The sequence below is a fragment of the Streptomyces sp. VRA16 Mangrove soil genome (genome assembly GCF_017377775.1).
Lineage (GTDB): Bacteria > Actinomycetota > Actinomycetes > Streptomycetales > Streptomycetaceae > Streptomyces.
Map to the genome: position 1 here is coordinate 41,289 of NZ_JAFVLN010000008.1, position 20,316 is coordinate 61,604.

Consider the following 20,316-nt stretch of genomic DNA (forward strand, 5'->3'; position numbering starts at 1 on the left):
GGCCGACCCAGGCACAATCTGCCCATGATTACGCTCACGAAGGAAGACGGCCCCGCGGATCTCGACGGTGTCACCCATCTCTCCATCGGGGTCTCCTGGGACCCGACCGCGGGCAGCAGCGGCGGCGTGCTCGGCGCGCTGCGGCGCAAGCAGGGCACCGACCTGGACCTGATCGCGATAGCCATCCAGGGCTCCGACCCGGTCCGGCTCGCGGGCCTGGACTCCCTGGACCCGCTGGGCAACGGCGGGCTGCTGCACAGCGGCGACAACCAGACCGGCAAGGGCGACGGCGACGACGAGACGGTCACCGTCGAGTTCGCCAAGGTGCCGCCGGTGATCACGTCGATCGTGTTCGTCGCGGCGGCCTACAAGAAGGGCAGCTCGTTCCAGAAGGCCCGGAACATCAGTTTCAAGGTGTACGACGCGACGGGCGGCAGCAGCCAGCAGGTCGCCGACATCTGGCCGAGCCTGCTCAGCGCGGACAACGGCTGCGTGGTCGCGAAGGCGGTGCGCGCCCCCGGCGACGTCTGGAAGCTGGAGGTCGTCAACGAGACGGGCAAGATCAAGCAGGGGGACGAGCGGGCGCTGATGCGTTTCGCCGTCAGCAAGTAGCCGACTCAGTACGTCACTTGCTCAGCATGCGATGAGGGGCGGCCGGTCGCACACCGGCCGCCCCTCGCGCGCGTCACATCCCGTCGGCGGGGACCGCTACTTCACGACCGTCAGCGGCAGCAGCTTCTTGCCGGTCGGGCCGATCTGGATGCTCGTGTCCATCTGCGGGCACACGCCGCAGTCGAAGCACGGCGTCCAGCGGCAGTCCTCGACCTCGGTCTCGTCGAGCGAGTCCTGCCAGTCGTCCCAGAGCCATTCCTTGTCGAGACCGGAGTCCAGGTGGTCCCAGGGCAGGACCTCCTCGTACGTACGCTCACGCGTCGTGTACCAGTCGACGTCGACGCCGTACTTGGCGAGCTCCTTGTCCGCGGACTGCATCCAGCGGTCGTACGAGAAGTACTCGCGCCAGCCGTCGAAGCGGCCGCCGTCCTCGTAGACGGCGCGGATGACGTCGCCGATGCGGCGGTCACCGCGGGAGAGCAGGCCCTCGACGATGCCGGGCTTGCCGTCGTGGTAGCGGAAGCCGATCGAGCGGCCGTACTTCTTGTCGCCGCGGATCTTGTCGCGGAGCTTCTCCAGGCGGGCGTCCGTCTCCGCGGCGGAGAGCTGCGGTGCCCACTGGAACGGGGTGTGCGGCTTGGGCACGAACCCGCCGATCGACACCGTGCAGCGGATGTCGTTCGAGCCCGAGACCTCGCGGCCCTTCTGGATCACGTTCATCGCCATGTCGGCGATCTGCAGCACGTCGTCGTCGGTCTCGGTGGGCAGGCCGCACATGAAGTACAGCTTCACCTGGCGCCAGCCGTTCCCGTACGCCGTCGCGACCGTACGGATGAGGTCTTCCTCGCTGACCATCTTGTTGATGACCTTGCGCATGCGCTCGCTGCCGCCCTCGGGGGCGAAGGTGAGGCCCGAGCGGCGGCCGTTGCGCGTCAGCTCGTTGGCGAGGTCGACGTTGAAGGCGTCCACGCGGGTCGACGGGAGGGACAGACCGATCTTGTCCTCCTCGTAGCGGTCCGCGAGCCCCTTCGCGATCTCACCGATCTCGGTGTGGTCCGCGGAGGAGAGGGACAGCAGGCCGACCTCTTCGAAGCCGGTCGCCTTGAGACCCTTCTCCACCATCTCGCCGATGCCGGTGATGCTTCGCTCCCGCACGGGGCGCGTGATCATGCCGGCCTGGCAGAAACGGCAGCCGCGGGTGCACCCGCGGAAGATCTCGACGGACATCCGCTCGTGCACGGTCTCCGCGAGCGGGACGAGCGGCTGCTTGGGGTACGGCCACTCGTCGAGGTCCATGACGGTGTGCTTGGACACACGCCACGGGACACCCGACTTGTTCGGTACGACGCGGCCGATCCGTCCGTCGGGCAGGTACTCGACGTCGTAGAACGCCGGGATGTACACATTGCCCGTCTTCGCGAGCCGGAAGAGGACCTCTTCGCGCCCGCCCGGCCGGCCCTCGGCCTTCCACGCGCGGATGATCTCGGTCATGTCGAGCACGGCCTGCTCGCCGTCACCGATGATCGCGGCGTCGATGAAGTCGGCGATCGGCTCCGGGTTGAAGGCCGCGTGGCCGCCCGCGAGGACGATCGGGTCGTCGAGCGTACGGTCCTTGGACGCCAGCGGGATGCCCGCCAGGTCCAGGGCCGTGAGCATGTTCGTGTAGCCGAGCTCCGTCGAGAAGCTGAGCCCGAAGACGTCGAACGCCTTCACCGGGCGGTGCGAGTCCACCGTGAACTGGGGCACCTGGTGCTCGCGCATCAGCGCTTCCAGGTCCGGCCAGACACTGTAGGTGCGCTCGGCGAGGACGCCCTCGCGCTCGTTCAGCACCTCGTAAAGGATCATGACGCCCTGGTTGGGCAGCCCGACCTCGTACGCGTCCGGGTACATCAGCGCCCAGCGGACGTCGCAGGACTCCCACGGCTTGACCGTGGAGTTGAGCTCTCCGCCGACGTACTGGATCGGCTTCTGCACATGCGGGAGCAGCGCTTCGAGCTGCGGAAACACAGACTCGACCGCTTGGGGCGCCGCGGCGGCGGCTTCGGCAGGCATAACCGTGGACCTTTGTGAGCTGACAGGGGTGACCCTCAAGCCTAACCCGCCGAAAGGCCCGCTTCCGCCGCGCTTTCCCACACCCCCGGCAGCTCCCGCTCGCGGTCGGCGGCCGCGGCCTGTTCCTGGCCGTACAGCAGGCCCCAGGTGAACGCCGTCTCGCCCGCCGCGTGGGCCTGGATCGCGATGTGGCGCAGGGCCTCGCGGGCGACGACCGAGTCCTGGTGGTCGCCGAGGAGGGACTGGACCTTCTTCATCCGCTTGGCGAACTTCTTGGCCTGCTTGCCGAGGGCGGGGACGGCGGCCTCGCCCGCGTACCGGGCGCGCTTGGCGGCCTTGCGGGCCTCGTGCATCGCGACGTCGCGGTCGGTGCCGGGCGGCAGGGACAGGGCGTGCTCGACGCGGGTGGCGAGGCGCGCGTGGTCCTTGAGGGCTGCCTTCGCGAGGACCTCGGCCGCGGGGCCGTCCGCCTTCGCGGTGAGCGGCGGGGCGGCGAGGAACGCGTCCAGCGCGTCGAGCAGGGCCAGGTAGCGCTTGCCGTCGAGCACGGCGACCGTGTGGCGGCGCGAGCCCTGGCGGCGGGCCACCGCCCAGATCCGCAGGCGGCCGCGGACCGGGCCGAGCAGCAGGGTGCGCGGCACGGCGTCGATCCGGGCCGTGAGCCGCTCGGTCAGCACTTCGCGGTCGCGGTCGATGCCGAGTTCGGTGCCGAGCCATTTCAGTTCCTCGGCGAGGGGCTCGGTGACGGCCGGGTCGAGGAGTTTCTTGTACGTCTTGAAGGCGCTGCGCGTCCGGCGGGCGGCGACCCGCATCTGGTGCACGGAGTCCGGCAGGTCGCGGCGGACGGCCGGGTCGAGCTCGACGAGGGCGTCGCGCTGGGCGCGGAGGTGGGCGATGACGTGGTCGCCCGCGGTGCGGGGTTCCGGCGCGGTCTGCTTGTCCCGGTCGGCGCGTACTCCGGTCTCCTCCAGGGCGCGGGCCAGTTTGGAGTGGGACGCGGAGCGGTCGGCCCCCGCCTTGCGGAGGCGTTTTTCGACCTTGCCGAGGAAGGCCGGGTCGCCGTCGTCCGCCAGCTCGACCTCGATCTCGGTCCAGGTGGTGGCGGCTCGGCCGTCGGGGCGTTCGGCGCGGACGGCGTCGACGCTGACCTCGGCGAGGAGGGTGCCGCCGGCGCCGGTGAGGTGGGAGACGTCGCGGGAGGAGAGGAGGCGGATGACCGGAGTGAGGCGGTCGTCCCGGACGCGGGAGCGGACCAGGCCCGCGAGGGAGCGGGGGATGTCGTCGGAGAGCGGGGCGCGGATCTCGTCCCTGATGCCCTCGCTCAGGGATACCGGGAGTTTCAGGTGCCAGCCGGCGTCGTCGCCGCCGGTGCGGCGGCGCAGGGTGATGTTGTCCGCGGCGAGGCGTTGGTCGGCCGTGTCGTAGTAGACGGCGTCGAGTTCCACGACGCCCTTGGCGATGATCTCCTCGACGCCGGGGACCTTGTGCAGGTCGGGCAGTCGGAAGGGGGTGTCCGTGGGGCTCGGGGCGTCGTACTTCCGCTCGATCTCGCGCTTCGTCTCCGCCATGACCTGAATTTAGTCGGTGAGGAGGGGGCCCCGTAAGGGGCGCGGGGCGGTGGCCGGGCCCCGCCGCGGCGCGGGGCTGTGGGGGTGCCCCGCAGGGGCGCGGGGCTGTATCGATCTGCGGCTCCGCCGCGCGGGCGCGACCAGCCCCCACCGGGCCTGCACCCGGCAATCAACGCGACCGGGACCGAGCTGGACGCCGGACGGGAGCGCTCACCCCGCGCTGGGGGGGCCGCCGGTGCGGAGCGGTCAGGCCGACATCGGCCGCTGCACCCTGATCGACTGGAGCAACCCGATCGCCACCCATACCGCGAACATCGATGAGCCTCCGTAGGAGACGAAGGGCAACGGCAGGCCCGCCACCGGCATGATGCCGAGCGTCATGCCGATGTTCTCGAACGCCTGGAAGGCGAACCACGCGATGATGCCGGCGGCGACGATCGTGCCGTAGAGCTCCGTCGTCTCGCGGGCGATGCGGCACGCGCGCCACAGGACGATGCCCAGCAGGAGAAGGATCAGACCGGCGCCGACGAAGCCGAGCTCCTCGCCCGCCACCGTGAACACGAAGTCCGTCTGCTGCTCGGGCACGAACTGGCCCGTGGTCTGCGAGCCGTGGAAGAGGCCCTCGCCGGTCAGGCCGCCGGAGCCGATCGCGATGCGCGCCTGGTTGGTGTTGTAGCCGACGCCGGCCGGGTCGAGCGCCGGATTGGCGAACGCGGCGAAGCGGGCGATCTGGTAGTCGTCCAGGACGCCGAGCTGCCAGATCGCGACCGCGCCCGCGGCGCCGACGCCGATCAGGCCGAGCACCCAGCGGTTGGAGGCGCCCGACGCGAGGAGCACGCCGAGCACGATCATCACCATGACCATGACGGACCCGAGGTCGGGCATCAGCATGACGACCATCATGGGGACGGCGGCGAGGCCGAGGGCCTGGAGCACCGTGCGGTGGTCGGGGTGTTCGCGGTCGCCCGCGTCGACGCGCGCCGCGAGCAGCATCGCCATCCCGAGGATGATCGTGATCTTCGTGAACTCCGACGGCTGGAGCGAGAATCCGCCGCCGATGATGATCCACGCGTGCGCGCCGTTCACGGTCGCGCCCAGCGGGGTGAGGACCAGCAGGACCAGGAAGACCGAGATGCCGTAGAGGATCGGGACGGCGGTGCGCAGCGTGCGGTGGCCGAGCCAGATCGTGCCGATCATCAGGGCGAAGCCGATGCCGGTGTTGAGCAGATGGCGGAAGAGGAAGTAGTACGGGTCGCCCTGGTTGAGCTCGGTGCGGTTGCGGGTCGCCGAGTAGACGAGGGCCGAGCCGATCAGGGACAGCGCGATCGCGGAGAGCAGGATCGGCCAGTCGAGGCGCCGGACGACGGAGTCACGGGCCATGAGCCGGGACATCGTCGAGCGCTGCTGCGGCCCGTACCCGGAGACGGAGAAGCCGTTGGTGCTGCCTGCCATGGCGGGTCAGTCCCTCCTGCCGGTGTACGTGGCGACGGGCAGTCCGGCCGCCAGCTCCTGCTGATCGGGCGCCTGCTGCTTGCTCGGGTCGTACGTCTCGATCGTCGGGGCGTCGATCGAACCGTCCTTCTGGATCTTCGGGAGGGACTTCTCCGGCGACGGCAGCAGGGCCTTCTTCAGGTCCTGGTTGCCCTTCTCGTCGAGGCCGTACATCGCGTCGTAGATCTTGCGGACGGCCGGTCCCGAGGCACCGGAACCCGTACCACCCTGGGCGATCGTCATCACGATCGCGTAGTCCTTCGTGTAGGACGCGAACCACGACGTCGTCTGCTTGCCGTAGACCTCGGCCGTACCGGTCTTGGCGTGCATCGGGATCTTGTCCTGGGGCCAGCCGCCGAAGCGCCAGGCCGCCGTACCGCGGGTCGCCACTCCCGCCAGTGCTTCGTCTATCTGGTCGCGGGTCTGCCTGGTCATCGGGAGCTTGGCGTTGACCTTCGGCTGGATCGCCTGGACCTGCTTGCCGTCGGCGCTGACGACGGCCTTGCCGACCTCGGGCTCGTGCAGGGTGCCGCCGTTGGAGATGGCCGCATAGATGGACGCCATCTGGATCGGGGTGACGAGGGTGTCGCCCTGGCCGATGGAGTAGTTGACCTCGTCACCGGCGCGCATGAGATTGCCTTCGAGGCAGTTCTCGTAGTTGAGGCGCTGGACGTAGTCGCCGTCCTTCTTGCCGGACTTGCACCAGGAGTCCTTGTTGGCCTTCCAGAAGCGCTGCTTCCACTGGCGGTCGGGGACGCGGCCCGTGACCTCGTTGGGGAGGTCGATGCCGGTCTCCTTGCCGAGGCCGAACTGGTGGGCCGTCTTGTAGAACCAGTCCTTGGTGTTCTTGTTGCCCTTCAGGCCGCCGTCCTTCTTCCACTCCTTGTGGGCGAGGCCGTAGAAGACGGTGTCGCAGGAGACCTCGAGAGCACGGCCGAGCGAGATCGGGCCGAAGTTCTCCGACTCGAAGTTCTTGAAGACCTGGTTGCCGATCGAGTACGAGCTGGTGCACGGGTAGCCGCCGTTGAACGGGTAGCCCGCGTTGACCGCCGCCGTGGTCGAGATGACCTTGAAGATCGAGCCGGGGGCCGCCTGGCCCTGGATCGCCCGGTTCAGCAGCGGGTAGTTGGAGTTCTTGCCGGTGAGCTTGGCGTAGTCCTTGCCGGAGATGCCGCCGACCCAGGCGTTCGGGTCGTACGTCGGGTTGGACGCCATGGCGACGACGCGGCCGGTCTTGGCCTCCATGACCACGACGGCGCCGGAGTCGGCCTTGTAGTTGGTGCCGGTGTTCTTGTCGAACTCGTGGCGGGCGGCCTTCATCGCCTCGTTCAGCTCGTACTCGGCGACGCGCTGGACGCGTGCGTCTATCGACGTGACGACGTTCGCTCCCGGTTCGGCCTTGTCGCTCTTGGCGCGGCCGATGACGCGGCCGAGGTTGTCGACCTCGTAGCGGGTGACGCCGGCCTTGCCGCGCAGTTCCTTGTCGTACGTGCGCTCAAGGCCGGAGCGGCCGACCTGGTCGGAGCGGAGGTACGGCGAGTCGGAGTCCTTCGCCTTCTCGATCTCGGCGTCGGTGACCGGGGAGAGATAGCCGAGGACCTGCGCGGTGTTGGAGCCGCCGGGGCTGGCGTAGCGGCGCACGGCGGTCGGCTCGGCGGTGATGCCGGGGAAGTCCTCGCCGCGCTCGCGGATCTGCAGCGCCTGCTTGGGCGTGGCCTCGTCGGTGATCGGGATGGGCTGGTACGGCGAGCCGTTCCAGCAGGGCTGCGGCGTCTTGGCGTCGCAGAGGCGGACCTTCTCCTCGACCTCCTTGGGCTGCATGCCCAGGACTCCGGCGAGCTTGGTGAGGACGGCCTTGCCGTCGTCCTCCATCTTCATCAGGTCGGTGCGCGAGGCGGAGACCACGAGCCGGGTCTCGTTGTCGGCGATGGGCACGCCGCGGGCATCGAGGATCGAGCCGCGCACGGCGGGTGTGACGACCTGCTGGACGTGGTTGCCGGAGGCCTCCTTGGCGTACTCCTCGCCGTTGCGGATCTGGAGGTACCAGAGGCGGCCGCCGAGGGTGAGCAGGAGGGAGAGGACGAGGATCTGGAGGATGACGAGACGGATCTGGACGCGCGGGGTCCGGCCGGTCTCCGGGATGTTGGTCATGGTGGCCCGTGCTCCCCCTCAGTGCGTGTGCGTGTACGAGTACGTGTACACGCGGAAGCTGTGTGTGTCCGGGATCGGCGACGTCAACTGCCGTGCGCTCACAGGCGCTTGACCCCCTTGATCCGTCCGGCGCGGGCGGCGCGGGCCTTGACCGACTTCATCCGCAGGCCGCCGCGCTGACTGCCGATGCTCAGACCGGTGCCGGAGGAGAGCCAGCCGGAGGAGACGTCGGCGGCCTTGCCGGTGCCGCCGCCGGCCTCGGCCAGCGGGTTGTTCTCGGCGCGTCTGGCGAGCGCCATGACGCCGGGGACGACGAACGGGGCGAGCAGCAGGTCGTAGAGCGCGGCGGTGAACAGCAGGCTGCCCAGGCCGACGTGGCGGGCCGCGGTGTCGCCGACGAGGGCGCCCACGCCCGCGTACAGCAGGGTGGTGCCGATGGCGGCGCCGACGACCACGGCCATCGGTCCGGTCGCCGAGCGGAGCTGTCCGTTCTCGGGCTTGGCGAGTCCCGCGAGGTAGCCGATGACGCACAGCACCAGGGCGTAGCGCCCGGCGGCGTGGTCGGCGGGCGGGGCCAGGTCGGCGAGGAGGCCCGCGCCGAAGCCGATGAGGGCGCCGCCCACGTGGCCGTAGACGAGGGCCAGGCCGAGGACGGTCAGGAGGAGCAGGTCCGGTACGGCGCCCGGGAGTTGGAGCCGGGCCAGGACGCAGACCTGGACGACGAGGGCGACGACGACGAGGGTCGTGGACAGGAGGATCCGGTTGAAGCGCATGGTGGTCAGCTCCTCCTGTTACTGCTGCTGGGTGCCGGCGGCGGGCGCGGACGGGGTGACGGTGACCGTCACGGTCGGCGCGGGCTTCGGCTTCGCGGGCTTGGACGGCAGGACATCGTCGCGCGGGTCGGTGCGCGGCGGCTGGACGACGACGCCGACGATGTCGAGCTTGGTGAAGCCTACGTACGGCTCGACGTAGATCGTGCGGGTCAGGTCGCCGCCGGACGGGTCGACGCGGACGACCTTGCCGACCGGGACGCCGGGCACGAACGGCTTGTCGGCCTGCGAGCCGAAGGTGACGAGCCGGTCGCCCTTCTTGACCTTGGCCTTGCCGTTGAGGAGCTGGACGCGCAGCGGGCGGTCGCCCTGGCCGGAGGCGAAGCCGAGCTCGTCGGTCTTCTCCATGCGGGTGCCGACGGTGAAGTCGGGGTCGTTGGCGAGCAGCACCGTCGCGGTGTTGGGGCCGACCGTGGTGACGCGGCCGACGAGTCCGTCGCCGTTCAGCACGGTCATGTCGCGCTTGATGCCGTCGTTGGCACCGGCGTCGATGGTCACGGTCCAGGAGAAGCCCTGCGCGGACCCTATGGCGATGACCTGGGCGCCCTTGATGCCGTACTGGCCGGCGCCGGCCGTCTTCAGCATGGTGTCGAGCTGGTGGATCTTGCTGCGGTTGCGGTCGTCGCTGCCGAGCTTGGCCTTCAGCGCCGCGTTCTCCTGCTCCAGCCGGCTGATCCGGTCGTGGCGCTTGCCGGAGTCCCGGACCGCGCTTATGGCGTTGCCGATGGGGTCGACCGCGCCGGAGACTCCGCTCTCCACGGGGCCGAATACCTTGGCGGCGGCCTGGCGGGCACCGTCGACCGGCGAATCCTCACCACCGCGGATGTCCACCGTGATCAGTGCGAACGCGATGGCGATCAGCAGCACCAGGAGCAGCCGGCTCTCTCGTGTGTCCCTCACGTGCGGCGGCCGTGCCTTCCTCATTCAGAAATCGGGTGTTGGACGATGTCTGGGGCGTTCAGGGGGCTGTGGGGCTTCTGCGGGAATTCTTATGTCTTGCCTATATATCAACGATCCGCCGCACGAAGTGGCAGGCACTCGTACGGCGGACCGCCCGTTTGGGTGTCGCGCCCCGCTCATCTGCGCGGCTGGGCGTCCAGCACCTGCTGCAACGCCTCGAACTCCTCGACGCACTTTCCCGAGCCGAGTGCCACGCTGTCCAGCGGGTCCTCGGCGATGTGGATCGGCATCCCGGTCTCGCGGCGCAGCCGCTCGTCGAGGCCGCGCAGCAGAGCGCCGCCGCCGGTGAGAACGATTCCGCGGTCCATCACGTCACCCGACAGCTCGGGCGGGCACTTGTCGAGGGTGGTCTTGACCGCGTCCACGATCGCGTTGACCGGTTCCTCGATGGCCTTGCGGACTTCCGCCGCCGAGATGACGACGGTCTTCGGCAGGCCGGACACCAGGTCGCGGCCGCGGATCTCGGTGTGTTCGTCGGAGTCGAGGTCGTACGCGGAACCGATAGTGATCTTGATCTGTTCGGCGGTGCGCTCACCGAGGAGCAGCGAGTACTCCTTCTTGATGTGCTGGATGATCGCGTTGTCCAGCTCGTCGCCCGCGACGCGGATGGACTGCGCCGTGACGATTCCGCCGAGCGAGATGACCGCGACCTCGGTGGTGCCGCCGCCGATGTCGACCACCATGTTGCCGGTGGCCTCGTGGACCGGGAGGCCGGAGCCGATGGCCGCGGCCATGGGCTCCTCGATGATGTGCACCTGGCGGGCACCGGCCTGCGAAGAGGCTTCGATGACCGCGCGGCGCTCGACGCCGGTGATGCCGGACGGTACGCAGACGACGACTCGGGGCCGGGCGAGGTAGCGCCGCTTGTGGATCTTCAGGATGAAGTAGCGGAGCATGCGCTCGGTGATCTCGAAGTCGGCGATCACGCCGTCCTTCAGCGGGCGCACGGCGACGATGTTGCCAGGGGTGCGCCCGATCATCTTCTTGGCTTCGGCGCCGACCGCGAGGATGCCACCGGTGTTGGTGTTGATCGCGACCACGGACGGTTCGTTGAGCACGATCCCGCGACCCCTGACGTACACCAGCGTGTTGGCGGTCCCGAGGTCGACAGCCATGTCACGGCCGATGAACGACATTGAGTTCCCCATCAGGATTCGTCTGGCCTTCCCAAGTGGAGCGTTTGATTGCTTGTCAGGTAGGCGAGAGGGTGGACGCGGTGTGGCGTGGAGGCTTCCATCGTAGTCTCGCCTGCACGATCACGGCGCGAGGGTCTTCGCCATTGTCAGCAGATGAATCCTCGCCCCGCTAATGGGGACGTGCCGACGGAGGGTTGCGTTCCCCCAATCGGGGCGCATATGCCAAAGAGCGGCCCGAATTCTCGGACCGCTCCAGGTCAGTGGCGCTACGTGACTGACGAATCGTCAGAAACTGACTTTCCGAAAGTTATGCGAGCCCGGGGAAGAAAATCTTCAGCTCACGCGCGGCCGACTCCTCGGAGTCCGAGGCGTGGATCAGGTTCTCGCGGACGATGCTGCCGAAGTCGCCACGGATGGAGCCGGGGGCCGCGGCGATCGGGTCGGTCGGGCCCGCCAGCTGGCGGACGCCCTCGATGACGCGCTCGCCGTCGACGACCAGGGCGACGACCGGGCCGGACGACATGAACGCGACCAGCGGCTCGTAGAACGGCTTGCCCTTGTGCTCGCCGTAGTGCTGCTCCAGCGTCTCCTGGCTCAGCTCGCGCAGCTCCAGGGCGCTGATCGTCCAGCCGGCCTTGCGCTCGATACGGCCGATGATCTCGCCGATCAGGCCTCGGCGGACGGCGTCGGGCTTGAGCAGGACGAGCGTGCGCTGGGTCATTGTGGCTGGACTCCTTGTGCGGCCTTGATGTGCGGTGGGCCCCGAGATTACAGGGGGTCATCGGAGGCCCGGCACCGGGGTTTCGCCGCCCGGGCGCCGTAGAGGGGTGTGCGAGGGGGCGACCAGCCACGACGAGAGCCGCAGACGACAGCCGGACCCTCGATACGGCTCAGGCCGCGCCGGGCTCCTGCTGGGCGGCCCAGCGGGCCTTCGCCACGTCGATCTTGCGGCCGAAGTGGACCGAGGCCCACCACAGGGCGCCGAAGCACGCGCCGAGGAAGAACATCACCGGGACCCAGAAGCCACTGACGATCAGGGCGATCTGCAGGGCCCAGCCGAGCTGGACGCCGCCGGGGCGGGTGACCATGCCGCACAGCAGGACACTGAGCACCATGGCGACGCCGCAGACCGTCCACACCAGCGTGTTCGACAGGTCCGGGTCCTTCATCGCCACCAGACCGGCGAAGCCGATGATGAAGAACTCGCCGATCAGGGTCGAGGAGCACAACGTACGCACAGCGGATCAGCCCTTCCCCAGGAGCAGCCGGGCCTCGCCGACCGTGATCACGGAACCGGTGACGAGGACGCCGCCGCCCGCGTACTCGCCCTCTTCCTCGGCGAGCGTGATCGCGGCCTCCAGCGCGTCGTCGAGTCGCGGCTCGACCTGGACCCGGTCCTCGCCGAAGATCTCGACCGCGATGCCCGCCAGCTCGTCGGCGTCCATGGCGCGGTGGCTGGAATTCTGCGTGACGACGATCTCCGCGAAGATCGGCTCGAAGGCTTCCAGGAGCCCTCGTACGTTCTTGTCGGCGCTGGCGCCGACGACACCGATGAGGCGGCTGAAGTCGAAGACCTCGCTGATCGCCTCGGCGGTGACCCGGGCGCCCGCCGGGTTGTGCGCGGCGTCCAGGACGACGGTGGGCGAACGGCGGACGACTTCGAGGCGGCCCGGCGAGGTGACCGACGCGAACGCGGTGCGGATCGTGTCGATGTCGAGCAGGCGCGCGTGCTGCGAGCCGATACCGAAGAACGCCTCGACGGCGGCCAGCGCCACCGCCGCGTTGTGCGCCTGGTGGGCACCGTGCAGCGGGAGGAAGACCTCCTCGTACTCGCCGCCGAGCCCGCGCAGCGTGACCAGCTGGCCGCCGACGGCGACCTGCCGGGAGACGACGCCGAACTCCAGGCCCTCGCGGGCCACCGTCGCGTCCGCCTCCACGGCCTTCTTCAGGATCACCTGCGCCGCGTCCACCGGCTGCTGCGCCATGATCACCGTGGCGTCCTGCTTGATGATCCCGGACTTCTCCGTCGCGATCTCACCCGGCGTGGAGCCCAGGCGGTCGGTGTGGTCCAGGTCGATGGGGGTGATGACGGCGACCGAGCCGTCGTTCACGTTCGTCGCGTCCCAGCTGCCGCCCATGCCGACCTCGACGACCGCCACGTCGACGGGGGCGTCCGCGAAGGCCGCGTAGGCCATGCCGGTGAGCACCTCGAAGAAGGACAGCCGGTACTCCTGCTGGGAGTCGACCATCTCGACGTACGGCTTGATGTCGTTGAACGTCTCGATGAAGCGCTCGTGGTCCATCGGCGCGCCGTCCAGGCTGATGCGCTCGGTGATGGACTGGACGTGCGGCGACGTGTACCGCCCCGTGCGCAGGTCGAAGGCGGCGAGCAGGGCCTCGATCATGCGGGCCGTGGACGTCTTGCCGTTCGTCCCCGTGATGTGGATCGAGGGGTACGCCTTCTGCGGCTCGCCCAGCACGTCCATGAGCGCCGCGATGCGGGCCACGGACGGCTCCAGCTTCGTCTCGCCCCAGCGGGTGGCCAGGTCCGCCTCGACCGCGCGGAGCGCCTTCTCCACCTCCGGGTCCTGGGGGCGGGCCGGGACGCCGTCGCCCTGCGGCGCGCCTCCCTGAGTCCGCAGGGTGCGGCTGCCGGCCTCGATCACCGCGAGATCGGGATCGCGGGTCGTCTCGGCGTCGACGATGTCCTCGAAGGCGTCGAGGGCGTCGTCGGCGGGCTCGTACTCGTCGCTGCTGTCGCGCGGGGGGAGGTCACTCACGTACGCCAGTCTACGGAGGCCCCCGGCAAGCAACGACAGCGGCGCGGATGCCGCCCGCCGGGACGGAACGGGACCTTTGCCCTGTCCGTTTCGGGACCTTGGTCCCGCTCGAACGCACAGCAACACCCTGCAAACTTGGCGATCATGGACATAGGCATCGATCTCGGCACCGCCAACACACTTCTCTACGTACGCGGTCAGGGCATCGTGCTGAACGAACCGTCGGTGGTCGCCGTCAAGGAGGGCGGCAAGCACGGGTCCGTCCTCGCGGTGGGGACCGAGGCGAAGGAGACCATCGGGCGCACCCCGGGCTCCATCACGGCGATCCGGCCGCTGCGCGACGGGGTCATCAGCGACTACGAGGCGGCCGAGGAGATGATCCGGCACTTCGTGCGCAAGGTCGCGCCGGGGCGTCGTCCCCGTACGCGGATGGTGGTGTGCGTGCCGAGCGGGGTCACGCCCGTCGAGCGGCGGGCCATCGTGCACGCCGCGCAGCGCTCCGGCGCCAAGGCCGTCCACCTGATCGAGGAGCCGATGGCGGCGGCGATCGGGGCCGGGCTGCCGGTCTCCGAGCCGCGCGGCTCGATGGTCGTGGACATCGGCGGCGGGACGACCGAGGTGGCCGTCATCTCGCTGGGCGGGGTCGTCACCGCGCAGTCGTTGCGGGTGGGCGGTGACCGGCTGGACGAGGCCATCACGGATCACGTCCGCAAGGAGCACGGACTGCTCATCGGGGAGCGGACGGCCGAGGACATCAAGATCGGCATCGGGTCGGCCTGGCCGGTGCCCGGGGAGGACTCCTTCGAGATGCGGGCGTTCACGGTGCGGGGGCGGGAGAAGGTCGCCGGGCTGCCGAAGACGGTGGAGCTGACGGTGCGCGAGGTGCGCTCCGCGCTGAACGAGCCCGTCGAGGCGATCATCACCGCGGTGCGGGCCACTCTGGAGTCGTGCCCGCCGGAGCTGTCCGGGGACGTCATGGAGCACGGGATCGTGCTGACGGGTGGCGGTGCGCTGCTTCCCGGCCTGGACCTGCGGCTGGCGTCCGCCACCGGGATCCCGGTCTTCGTCGCCGACGAGCCGCTGGACAGCGTCGCCCTGGGCTGCGGCAAGTGCGTGGAGGACTTCGACGGCCTGGAACGCATGCTCGGCGCCGCGTAACCGCTGTCGACCGCCGGAGCCTCGGGCAATCTGCCGCCCGCCTCGGCCGCCTTGGGCAATCTGCCGCCATGGGCGGCAGGGTGGGCAAGGCGGCACCCCGGCGCGGGGTGAGCGCTCCAGGCGGCGTTCAGCTCGGTCCCGGCCGCGGCGTTGCCGGGTGCGGCTCCGGTGGGGGCTGGTCGCGCCCGCGCGGCGGAGCCGCAGATCGACACAGCCCCGCGCCCCTGACGGGGCCGATGCCGCCGCCGACCGGGTGGCACCCCTCCCTGGGCGACGCCCTCGGCTCCCCCGCCCCCTACGGAGTCCGCCTGGCCGGGAGGTCGGCCCGGACCTCGTAGTGGGCGCCGGCCAGGACACCGGCCCGGAACTCGCCGCCCATCGCACGCACCCTCTCCTCCATCCCCGCCGTCCCGGTCCCCGCGGACACCGGCAGCGTCTCGGGGGCCGACGGCGGGAGCGGGTTGGTCACCGTGACGTGGAGGCGGTCGGCCGACAGGGTCACCGTCACCTCCACCGGCTGCCCCGGCGCGTGCTTGGCCGCGTTCGTGAGGCACTCCTGGACGACCCGGTGCACCGCGGCCTGCCGCAGCGGCGACTGTGCGCGGGCCGCCTCATCGACGTGGACGGTGACCTTGTTGCCGGTGCGGGCGCTCTCCTCGGCGAGCCGCGGCAGGCCCTCCAGGCCGGGCGTGGGGGCGGCGCCCCCGCTGCCCCGGCGCACCACGATCTCGTTCAGCAGCAGATGGGCCCGGCGCGCCGTCTCCGCGAGGTCGTCGAAGTCCTGCTCCCAGCGCTCGCCGCGGGCCCGCCGCGACAGCACCTCCGCGCGCACCGACAGCATCGTCAGCTCCCGGCCGACGAAGTCGTGGACGTCGCCCGCGACGCTGCCGCGCTCCTCCTGGACCGCCTGGAGCAGCGCCGTCCGCGTGCGCTGCCGCTCCAGCGCGCGGACGAGGTCCTGCCGGTTCGCGGCGATGCCGACCCCGGTGGCGAGCACGCCGATGGGCACGACCAGGGCGAGGAACTGGCTCACCGTCTCGCCCCTGTGCACCGGCCACTGCGGCAGCGCGTACGAGACACAGGCCACCACGAAGTAGCCGCAGCACGACAGGACGCCCGCGCCGCGGCCCCGGTAGCGGGCCACCGAGTACAGGGCGAACTGGACCAGCGTCAGCTCGTGCAGCCATCCGAGGAAGACCAGCGACACCACGTACGGCAGCCAGGGCCCCCACGGCACCCGGCGGCGCAGCAGCAGCGTGGCCGCGCCGAGCGCGAGCACGACCGTGGCGGTGGCGCCCGTCAGCGCGTTGTCCGCCGTGGCCAGGCCCGGGATGTCGAGGCTCATCAGGGCGAAACAGCCCGCGGCCGTCGCCAGGTCGAGGGCGTGCGGGGTGCCGCGCCACTCCGCGAGGCGTGGCCAGAGCCGGTCGAGCCGGCGGCCCGCGGCCGTCGCCCGGCGGACCACCCGTGACCCGGCCTTGTCGTGCATGAGATCCATCATCCAGGGTCCGGGCAGGTCGTGTGCGGATGCAGGACCCGCAGTCGTGCGCCGACAATGCTGGGACGCGGCTCGTACGTCGCCGAGGAGGTGCGCGACAGCATGTCCCCACGCGTTCCCTCCCCCGTCACCCGGGCCACCCCGGTGACCGTGCTCGTCGTCGAGGACGACCCGGACGTCCGACTCGTGCTGACCGTGCTGTTCGAGCGCCAGGGCTGGACCGTGCTCACCTCCCCCGACGGCCGCAGCGCGCTGCGCACCCTCCTGGAGCGGAACCCGGACGTGCTGGTCCTCGACATCGGCCTGCCCGAGCTGGACGGCTGGCAGGTCCTGGAACGCGTAAGGGACATGACCGATCTGCCGGTGCTGATGCTGACCGCGCACGGGCACGAGACGGACCGGGTGCGCGGGCTGCGGGCCGGCGCCGACGACTATCTGACCAAGCCGTTCTCCAACAACGAGCTGGTCGCCCGGATCGAGGCGCTGCTGCGCCGGGTGCCCACGCACCGGCGGGAGGAGGGCGCGTACGACGACGGGGTGCTGCGCATGGACCCGGCCACCCGGACCGCCGAGTGGCGGGGCACCGCGCTCGATCTGAGCCTCCTCCAGTTCCGGCTGCTGCACACGCTGGCCCGCGCCAGGGGCACGGTCCTGACGGTGCCGCAGCTCCTCGAACGGGTCTGGGACGACCCGACCGGACAGGGCGCGGAGCGGGTGAAGTTCGCGGTGCTCCGACTGCGCAAGGCGCTGCTCGCCGTCGATCCCGGGGCCGACGCGCTGGAGGCGGTGCGCGGCCTCGGCTACCGGTACCGGGGCGACCGCCACGAGGGTTCAGGCCCAGGCTGAGCCCGCGCGGCCCGCTCTGCGGACCCGGCCGCGCTGCTGCATGATCGAATCCAGGGGCGCCGCAGCCGGCGCCGAAGGTCGTCGGGCGCGAGGGAGGCCGGTGCCATGCAGTCACCGGACCTGTACGCGCTGTACGACCCCGGGCGGCCGCCGGCCTTCCGCACCCGCCGTACCGTGCTCGTCCCCTGGAACCCGGACGTCACCGTGCGGGCCTTCGCCGCCGATGTCCTGGGCCGGCTCGCGGGGCCCGGCGGCCCCGGGGCGGCGGACGTCGGCGTCTACCGCCCCTACCCCGAGGACCTGCGCCGCGTCGAGGCCGCCCTCGCCTCCTTCGACCCGCACTGCGACGAGTCCCCCGAGCCGCTGGGGCTGCGGTTCAGGGCCGACGGGAAGCCGCCGCGGATCCTCGTACTGAACCTGTTCGCGCCCCCGGGGCGCCCGGGCGGGCGGACCGTCCTCGTCTACGCCGCCGACGTCACCGCCGGCCAGGAGCAGGCCGGCCGGGCCGCCGCCGAGCACGCCCGGCTCGCCACGCTCGTCGACTTCCTGGACTTCGGCGTCCTGTTCACCGACGGGAAGTACCGGGTCTATGTGTTCAACCAGGGCGCCGTCCGGCTGTTCCGGGTGCCCGACCCGGTGCCGGGTCCGGGGGACGACGCGCGCCTGCTGCGCGACCACGTGGCGCGGCTGACCCCCGACCCGGACGGCTTCCAGGCCCTCGTCGAGCGGCTGCGGACCCGGCGTGAGGCGACCGTCCGGGACTTCCTGTTCCTCGACGGACGCACCGTACGGATGACGTTCCGCCCGGTCGGGGACGAGCACGGGATCCTCTGGATCAGCGAGGACATCACCGAACGGCTGGCCACCGAGCGCGAACTCGCCGAGCGGGCCGAGGAGCGCTCCCGCTTCACCGAGTCCGTCACCCACGCCCTGCGCACCCCGCTCACCTCGATCGCCGGGTACGCCGAACTGCTCGCGGACGGTGAACTGCCCGACCAGGAGCGCCGGTTCGCCGCCTCGATCCGGCAGAAGGCGTACGTGATGCAGCACCTCATCGAGGATCTGCTGCTCGTCACCGGGCTCGATACCCGCAGCCTGCCGTTGCACCTCGCCCCGATGCCGCTGGACCGGCTGGTGTCGGACGCCGTCGGCGAGCATCGGGAGACCGCCGCCGAGCGGGGCGTGGAGCTGCGGCACAGCTGCCCGGCCCGGGTGCTGGTGCACTGCGACGGGCAGCGGCTGCACCGGGTGCTGTCCGAACTGGTCGAGCGGGCCGTGCGGCACACGCCGCGGGGCGGCACGGTCACGGTGCGCGCCGCGGTGGACGGGGCGCGGGACGGCTGGACGGTGAGCGTCCTCGACACCGGCGGCTGTGTCCCCGAGCACCCGCGGCCCCCGCTGCCCCAGCCGTCCGACCCGGAGTTCGCCACCGCGCTCGGCCGGGCCGTGGCCGGCGCCGTCGCGCAGGCGCACGGCGGGAGCCTGAGTGTCGATGCCGTGTCGCGGGGCGGCTCGCAGGTGACGCTGCGCCTGCCGCGCCACCCGCCGCGCCTGACGGACCGTCATCACGGCGGGGTCTAGCGTCGCCTCATGTCCGACGAGTACGCCGACGACCTCGCGGCCCTGTACGCCCCGAGCACCCCGCCGCTGAGCCAGTACGCGCGGCAGACCCTCATCGCGCTGCCGCCGCACTGCTCCGCGTACGAGCTGTGCGCGCGGCTGGTCGACGAGTTCGAGCGGGACACCTCCGAGGGGGACATGCCGGAGCGGTACCCCGCGGAAACGTTGCCTCCGCTGCTGCCCACCGATCTGCACCCGCTGGACACGCTGCCGCTCGACGACATGCTGCGCGCCTTCCTCGACGACGGGACCCAGGAGCGGACCGGCACCGTGATGGTGCGCGTGGGCACCCCGGCGACCCCCCGGCGCATGATCATCGGCATCAGCCTGCACCGCACCGAACGGGGCCTGTTCGCCCGCGGCTTCGACGCCCGCGAGATGTACGAGACCCAGTTCCGCTACGCCGCCGAGTCGGTGCGGCTCACCCGGCTCGTCGAGGCACTCGACGACGGGGTGATCTTCACGGACGGCAGCTTCCGGCTGCGGTTCGTCAACGACGCCATGCTGGAGATGGGGAAGCTGCGCCGGCTGGGCCCGCTGCCGCCCGGCTCGGACACCCGCCGCATCATCACCCACCTCGACAGCCTCGTCCGCACCGGCAGCCACCACCCCACTTCGGCCGCAGAACTGCTGCGCCGCCGCTCCCACGCCACCGACATGGTCGAGCTCACCGACGGGCGCACCCTGCGGCGCTCCTACGCCCCGCTGTACTCGGGCACCGTCTTCCTCGGCAATCTCTGGGTGTTCCGCGACATCACCGAGGAGCGCTCCGCCCTGCTGAAGACGCAGGCCCGCAACCGGGAACTGGCCGAGCTCTCCGAGAGCCGGCTGCGCTTCGCCGCCGCCTCCACCCATGAACTGCGCAACCCGCTCACCACCATCAGCAGCTTCTGCGAACTGCTCACCGGCGACGACGCCGACCCGCTCACCGAGGAACAGCGCACCTGCCTCGACGTCATCGCGCGCTCCACCGACCGCACCCTGCGCCTCGTCGACGACCTGCTCCTGGTGGGCCGCCTGGAGAGCGGCGCCCTCGATCTCACCCGCACCGAGGTGTTCCTGCCCGAGATCGCCCTGACAGCCGTCGCCGAACTGGAGCCGTACGCCGAGCAGACCGGCGTCGCACTGCACTGCGACGTCGCGCCGGGCCCGCCGCTGGAAGCCGACCGCACCCGGATCCGCCAGGCCGTCGACAACCTGCTCGGCAACGCCGTGAAGTTCACCCCGGCCGGCGGCCACGTCCGGGTCCGGGCCGGCTACGAACCCGGCACCGGGCACTGGGTGCTGGAGGTCCGCGACACCGGCATCGGCATCCCGGCCTCCTTCCTGGACTCCCTGTACGAGCCGTTCCAGCGCGCCTCCAACGCCACCTCCGCGCGCGGCAGCGGCCTCGGCCTCTTCATCACCCGCGGCATCGTCGAGCGCCACGGCGGGAGCCTCACCGCCACCAGCACGGAGGGCGTGGGATCCACGTTCACCATGACGCTGCCCCTGCGGCCCGTCTCGCTGGACAAGCCCGGCGACGGCTGACCGCCGGGACCCGCGCCGGTGCGGGCACCTCCATCTGCCGTAACCGCCGCCGCCGTCCGGCGCGGTGACCGCCCGCCTCCCGGC

16 protein-coding genes are annotated in these 20,316 nt (G+C 71.0%); 5 read left to right on the forward strand and 11 right to left on the reverse strand.

Going from position 1 to position 20,316, the window contains the following annotated elements; all coding sequences use genetic code 11:
- Positions 1–24 precede the first annotated feature (24 nt).
- Positions 25–612 (forward strand): TerD family protein, encoded by a 588-nt coding sequence (locus J3486_RS22200; protein WP_207822901.1) that lies wholly within the window; start codon positions 25–27, stop codon positions 610–612.
- A gap of 96 nt (positions 613–708) precedes the next feature.
- Here J3486_RS22200 and J3486_RS22205 read toward each other — a convergent pair whose 3' ends face one another.
- The 10 genes from J3486_RS22205 to J3486_RS22250 form a co-directional block, all read right to left on the reverse strand.
- On the reverse strand, positions 709–2,664 hold the full coding sequence (locus J3486_RS22205) for a TIGR03960 family B12-binding radical SAM protein (RefSeq protein WP_207822903.1): 1,956 nt from the start codon (positions 2,662–2,664) through the stop codon (positions 709–711).
- A gap of 41 nt (positions 2,665–2,705) precedes the next feature.
- A complete protein-coding gene (locus tag J3486_RS22210) occupies positions 2,706–4,232 on the reverse strand; it encodes a CYTH and CHAD domain-containing protein (RefSeq protein WP_207822906.1) in 1,527 nt (508 codons plus the stop codon).
- A gap of 246 nt (positions 4,233–4,478) precedes the next feature.
- On the reverse strand, positions 4,479–5,684 hold the full coding sequence (gene rodA / locus J3486_RS22215) for a rod shape-determining protein RodA (RefSeq protein ID WP_207822908.1): 1,206 nt from the start codon (positions 5,682–5,684) through the stop codon (positions 4,479–4,481).
- Between the two features lie 6 nt (positions 5,685–5,690).
- A complete protein-coding gene (gene mrdA, locus J3486_RS22220; RefSeq protein ID WP_207822910.1) occupies positions 5,691–7,874 on the reverse strand; it encodes a penicillin-binding protein 2 in 2,184 nt (727 codons plus the stop codon).
- A 98-nt stretch (positions 7,875–7,972) separates the two neighbouring features.
- On the reverse strand, positions 7,973–8,647 hold the full coding sequence (gene mreD, locus J3486_RS22225; RefSeq protein ID WP_207822912.1) for a rod shape-determining protein MreD: 675 nt from the start codon (positions 8,645–8,647) through the stop codon (positions 7,973–7,975).
- Between the two features lie 18 nt (positions 8,648–8,665).
- Positions 8,666–9,604, reverse strand: coding sequence for a rod shape-determining protein MreC (gene mreC, locus J3486_RS22230; RefSeq protein ID WP_307804895.1), 939 nt, complete (start codon positions 9,602–9,604; stop codon positions 8,666–8,668).
- Positions 9,605–9,780: 176 nt separating this feature from the next.
- Entirely contained in the window at positions 9,781–10,800 is a 1,020-nt protein-coding gene (locus J3486_RS22235; RefSeq protein WP_059131610.1) for a rod shape-determining protein, read from the reverse strand.
- A 307-nt stretch (positions 10,801–11,107) separates the two neighbouring features.
- Entirely contained in the window at positions 11,108–11,521 is a 414-nt protein-coding gene (gene ndk, locus J3486_RS22240) for a nucleoside-diphosphate kinase (RefSeq protein ID WP_207822916.1), read from the reverse strand.
- A 169-nt stretch (positions 11,522–11,690) separates the two neighbouring features.
- On the reverse strand, positions 11,691–12,038 hold the full coding sequence (locus tag J3486_RS22245; protein ID WP_207822918.1) for a DUF4233 domain-containing protein: 348 nt from the start codon (positions 12,036–12,038) through the stop codon (positions 11,691–11,693).
- A 6-nt stretch (positions 12,039–12,044) separates the two neighbouring features.
- Entirely contained in the window at positions 12,045–13,580 is a 1,536-nt protein-coding gene (locus tag J3486_RS22250) for a folylpolyglutamate synthase/dihydrofolate synthase family protein (RefSeq protein WP_207822920.1), read from the reverse strand.
- Positions 13,581–13,724: 144 nt separating this feature from the next.
- Here J3486_RS22250 and J3486_RS22255 point away from each other — a divergent pair, with 144 nt between their 5' ends.
- Complete coding sequence (locus J3486_RS22255; protein WP_207823548.1) at positions 13,725–14,738, forward strand: rod shape-determining protein; 1,014 nt, start codon at positions 13,725–13,727, stop codon at positions 14,736–14,738.
- 295 nt (positions 14,739–15,033) lie between these two features.
- Here the strand turns inward: J3486_RS22255 and J3486_RS22260 are convergent, their stop codons facing one another.
- Positions 15,034–16,227, reverse strand: a complete 1,194-nt coding sequence (locus tag J3486_RS22260; RefSeq protein ID WP_229378421.1) for a sensor histidine kinase — start codon at positions 16,225–16,227, stop codon at positions 15,034–15,036.
- A 111-nt stretch (positions 16,228–16,338) separates the two neighbouring features.
- On the opposite strand from J3486_RS22260, the gene J3486_RS22265 reads away from it, so the two are divergent.
- The 3 genes from J3486_RS22265 to J3486_RS22275 all read left to right on the forward strand — a co-directional run bounded on the left by J3486_RS22265 (position 16,339) and on the right by J3486_RS22275 (position 20,232).
- A complete protein-coding gene (locus J3486_RS22265; RefSeq protein ID WP_207822924.1) occupies positions 16,339–17,082 on the forward strand; it encodes a response regulator transcription factor in 744 nt (247 codons plus the stop codon).
- A 105-nt stretch (positions 17,083–17,187) separates the two neighbouring features.
- On the forward strand, positions 17,188–18,663 hold the full coding sequence (locus tag J3486_RS22270) for a PAS domain-containing sensor histidine kinase (RefSeq protein ID WP_207822926.1): 1,476 nt from the start codon (positions 17,188–17,190) through the stop codon (positions 18,661–18,663).
- 9 nt (positions 18,664–18,672) lie between these two features.
- Entirely contained in the window at positions 18,673–20,232 is a 1,560-nt protein-coding gene (locus tag J3486_RS22275) for a PAS domain-containing sensor histidine kinase (protein WP_207822928.1), read from the forward strand.
- Positions 20,233–20,316 lie beyond the last annotated feature (84 nt).

Coding starts and splice junctions, on each gene's coding strand:
- J3486_RS22200 (WP_207822901.1), top strand. CDS start 25: ATGATTACGCTCACGAAGGAAGACGGCCCCGCGGATCTCGACGGTGTC.
- J3486_RS22205 (WP_207822903.1), bottom strand. CDS start 2,664: ATGCCTGCCGAAGCCGCCGCCGCGGCGCCCCAAGCGGTCGAGTCTGTG.
- J3486_RS22210 (WP_207822906.1), bottom strand. CDS start 4,232: ATGGCGGAGACGAAGCGCGAGATCGAGCGGAAGTACGACGCCCCGAGC.
- rodA (WP_207822908.1), bottom strand. CDS start 5,684: ATGGCAGGCAGCACCAACGGCTTCTCCGTCTCCGGGTACGGGCCGCAG.
- mrdA (WP_207822910.1), bottom strand. CDS start 7,874: ATGACCAACATCCCGGAGACCGGCCGGACCCCGCGCGTCCAGATCCGT.
- mreD (WP_207822912.1), bottom strand. CDS start 8,647: ATGCGCTTCAACCGGATCCTCCTGTCCACGACCCTCGTCGTCGTCGCC.
- J3486_RS22235 (WP_059131610.1), bottom strand. CDS start 10,800: ATGTCGTTCATCGGCCGTGACATGGCTGTCGACCTCGGGACCGCCAAC.
- ndk (WP_207822916.1), bottom strand. CDS start 11,521: ATGACCCAGCGCACGCTCGTCCTGCTCAAGCCCGACGCCGTCCGCCGA.
- J3486_RS22255 (WP_207823548.1), top strand. CDS start 13,725: ATGGACATAGGCATCGATCTCGGCACCGCCAACACACTTCTCTACGTA.
- J3486_RS22260 (WP_229378421.1), bottom strand. CDS start 16,227: ATGCACGACAAGGCCGGGTCACGGGTGGTCCGCCGGGCGACGGCCGCG.
- J3486_RS22265 (WP_207822924.1), top strand. CDS start 16,339: ATGTCCCCACGCGTTCCCTCCCCCGTCACCCGGGCCACCCCGGTGACC.
- J3486_RS22270 (WP_207822926.1), top strand. CDS start 17,188: ATGCAGTCACCGGACCTGTACGCGCTGTACGACCCCGGGCGGCCGCCG.
- J3486_RS22275 (WP_207822928.1), top strand. CDS start 18,673: ATGTCCGACGAGTACGCCGACGACCTCGCGGCCCTGTACGCCCCGAGC.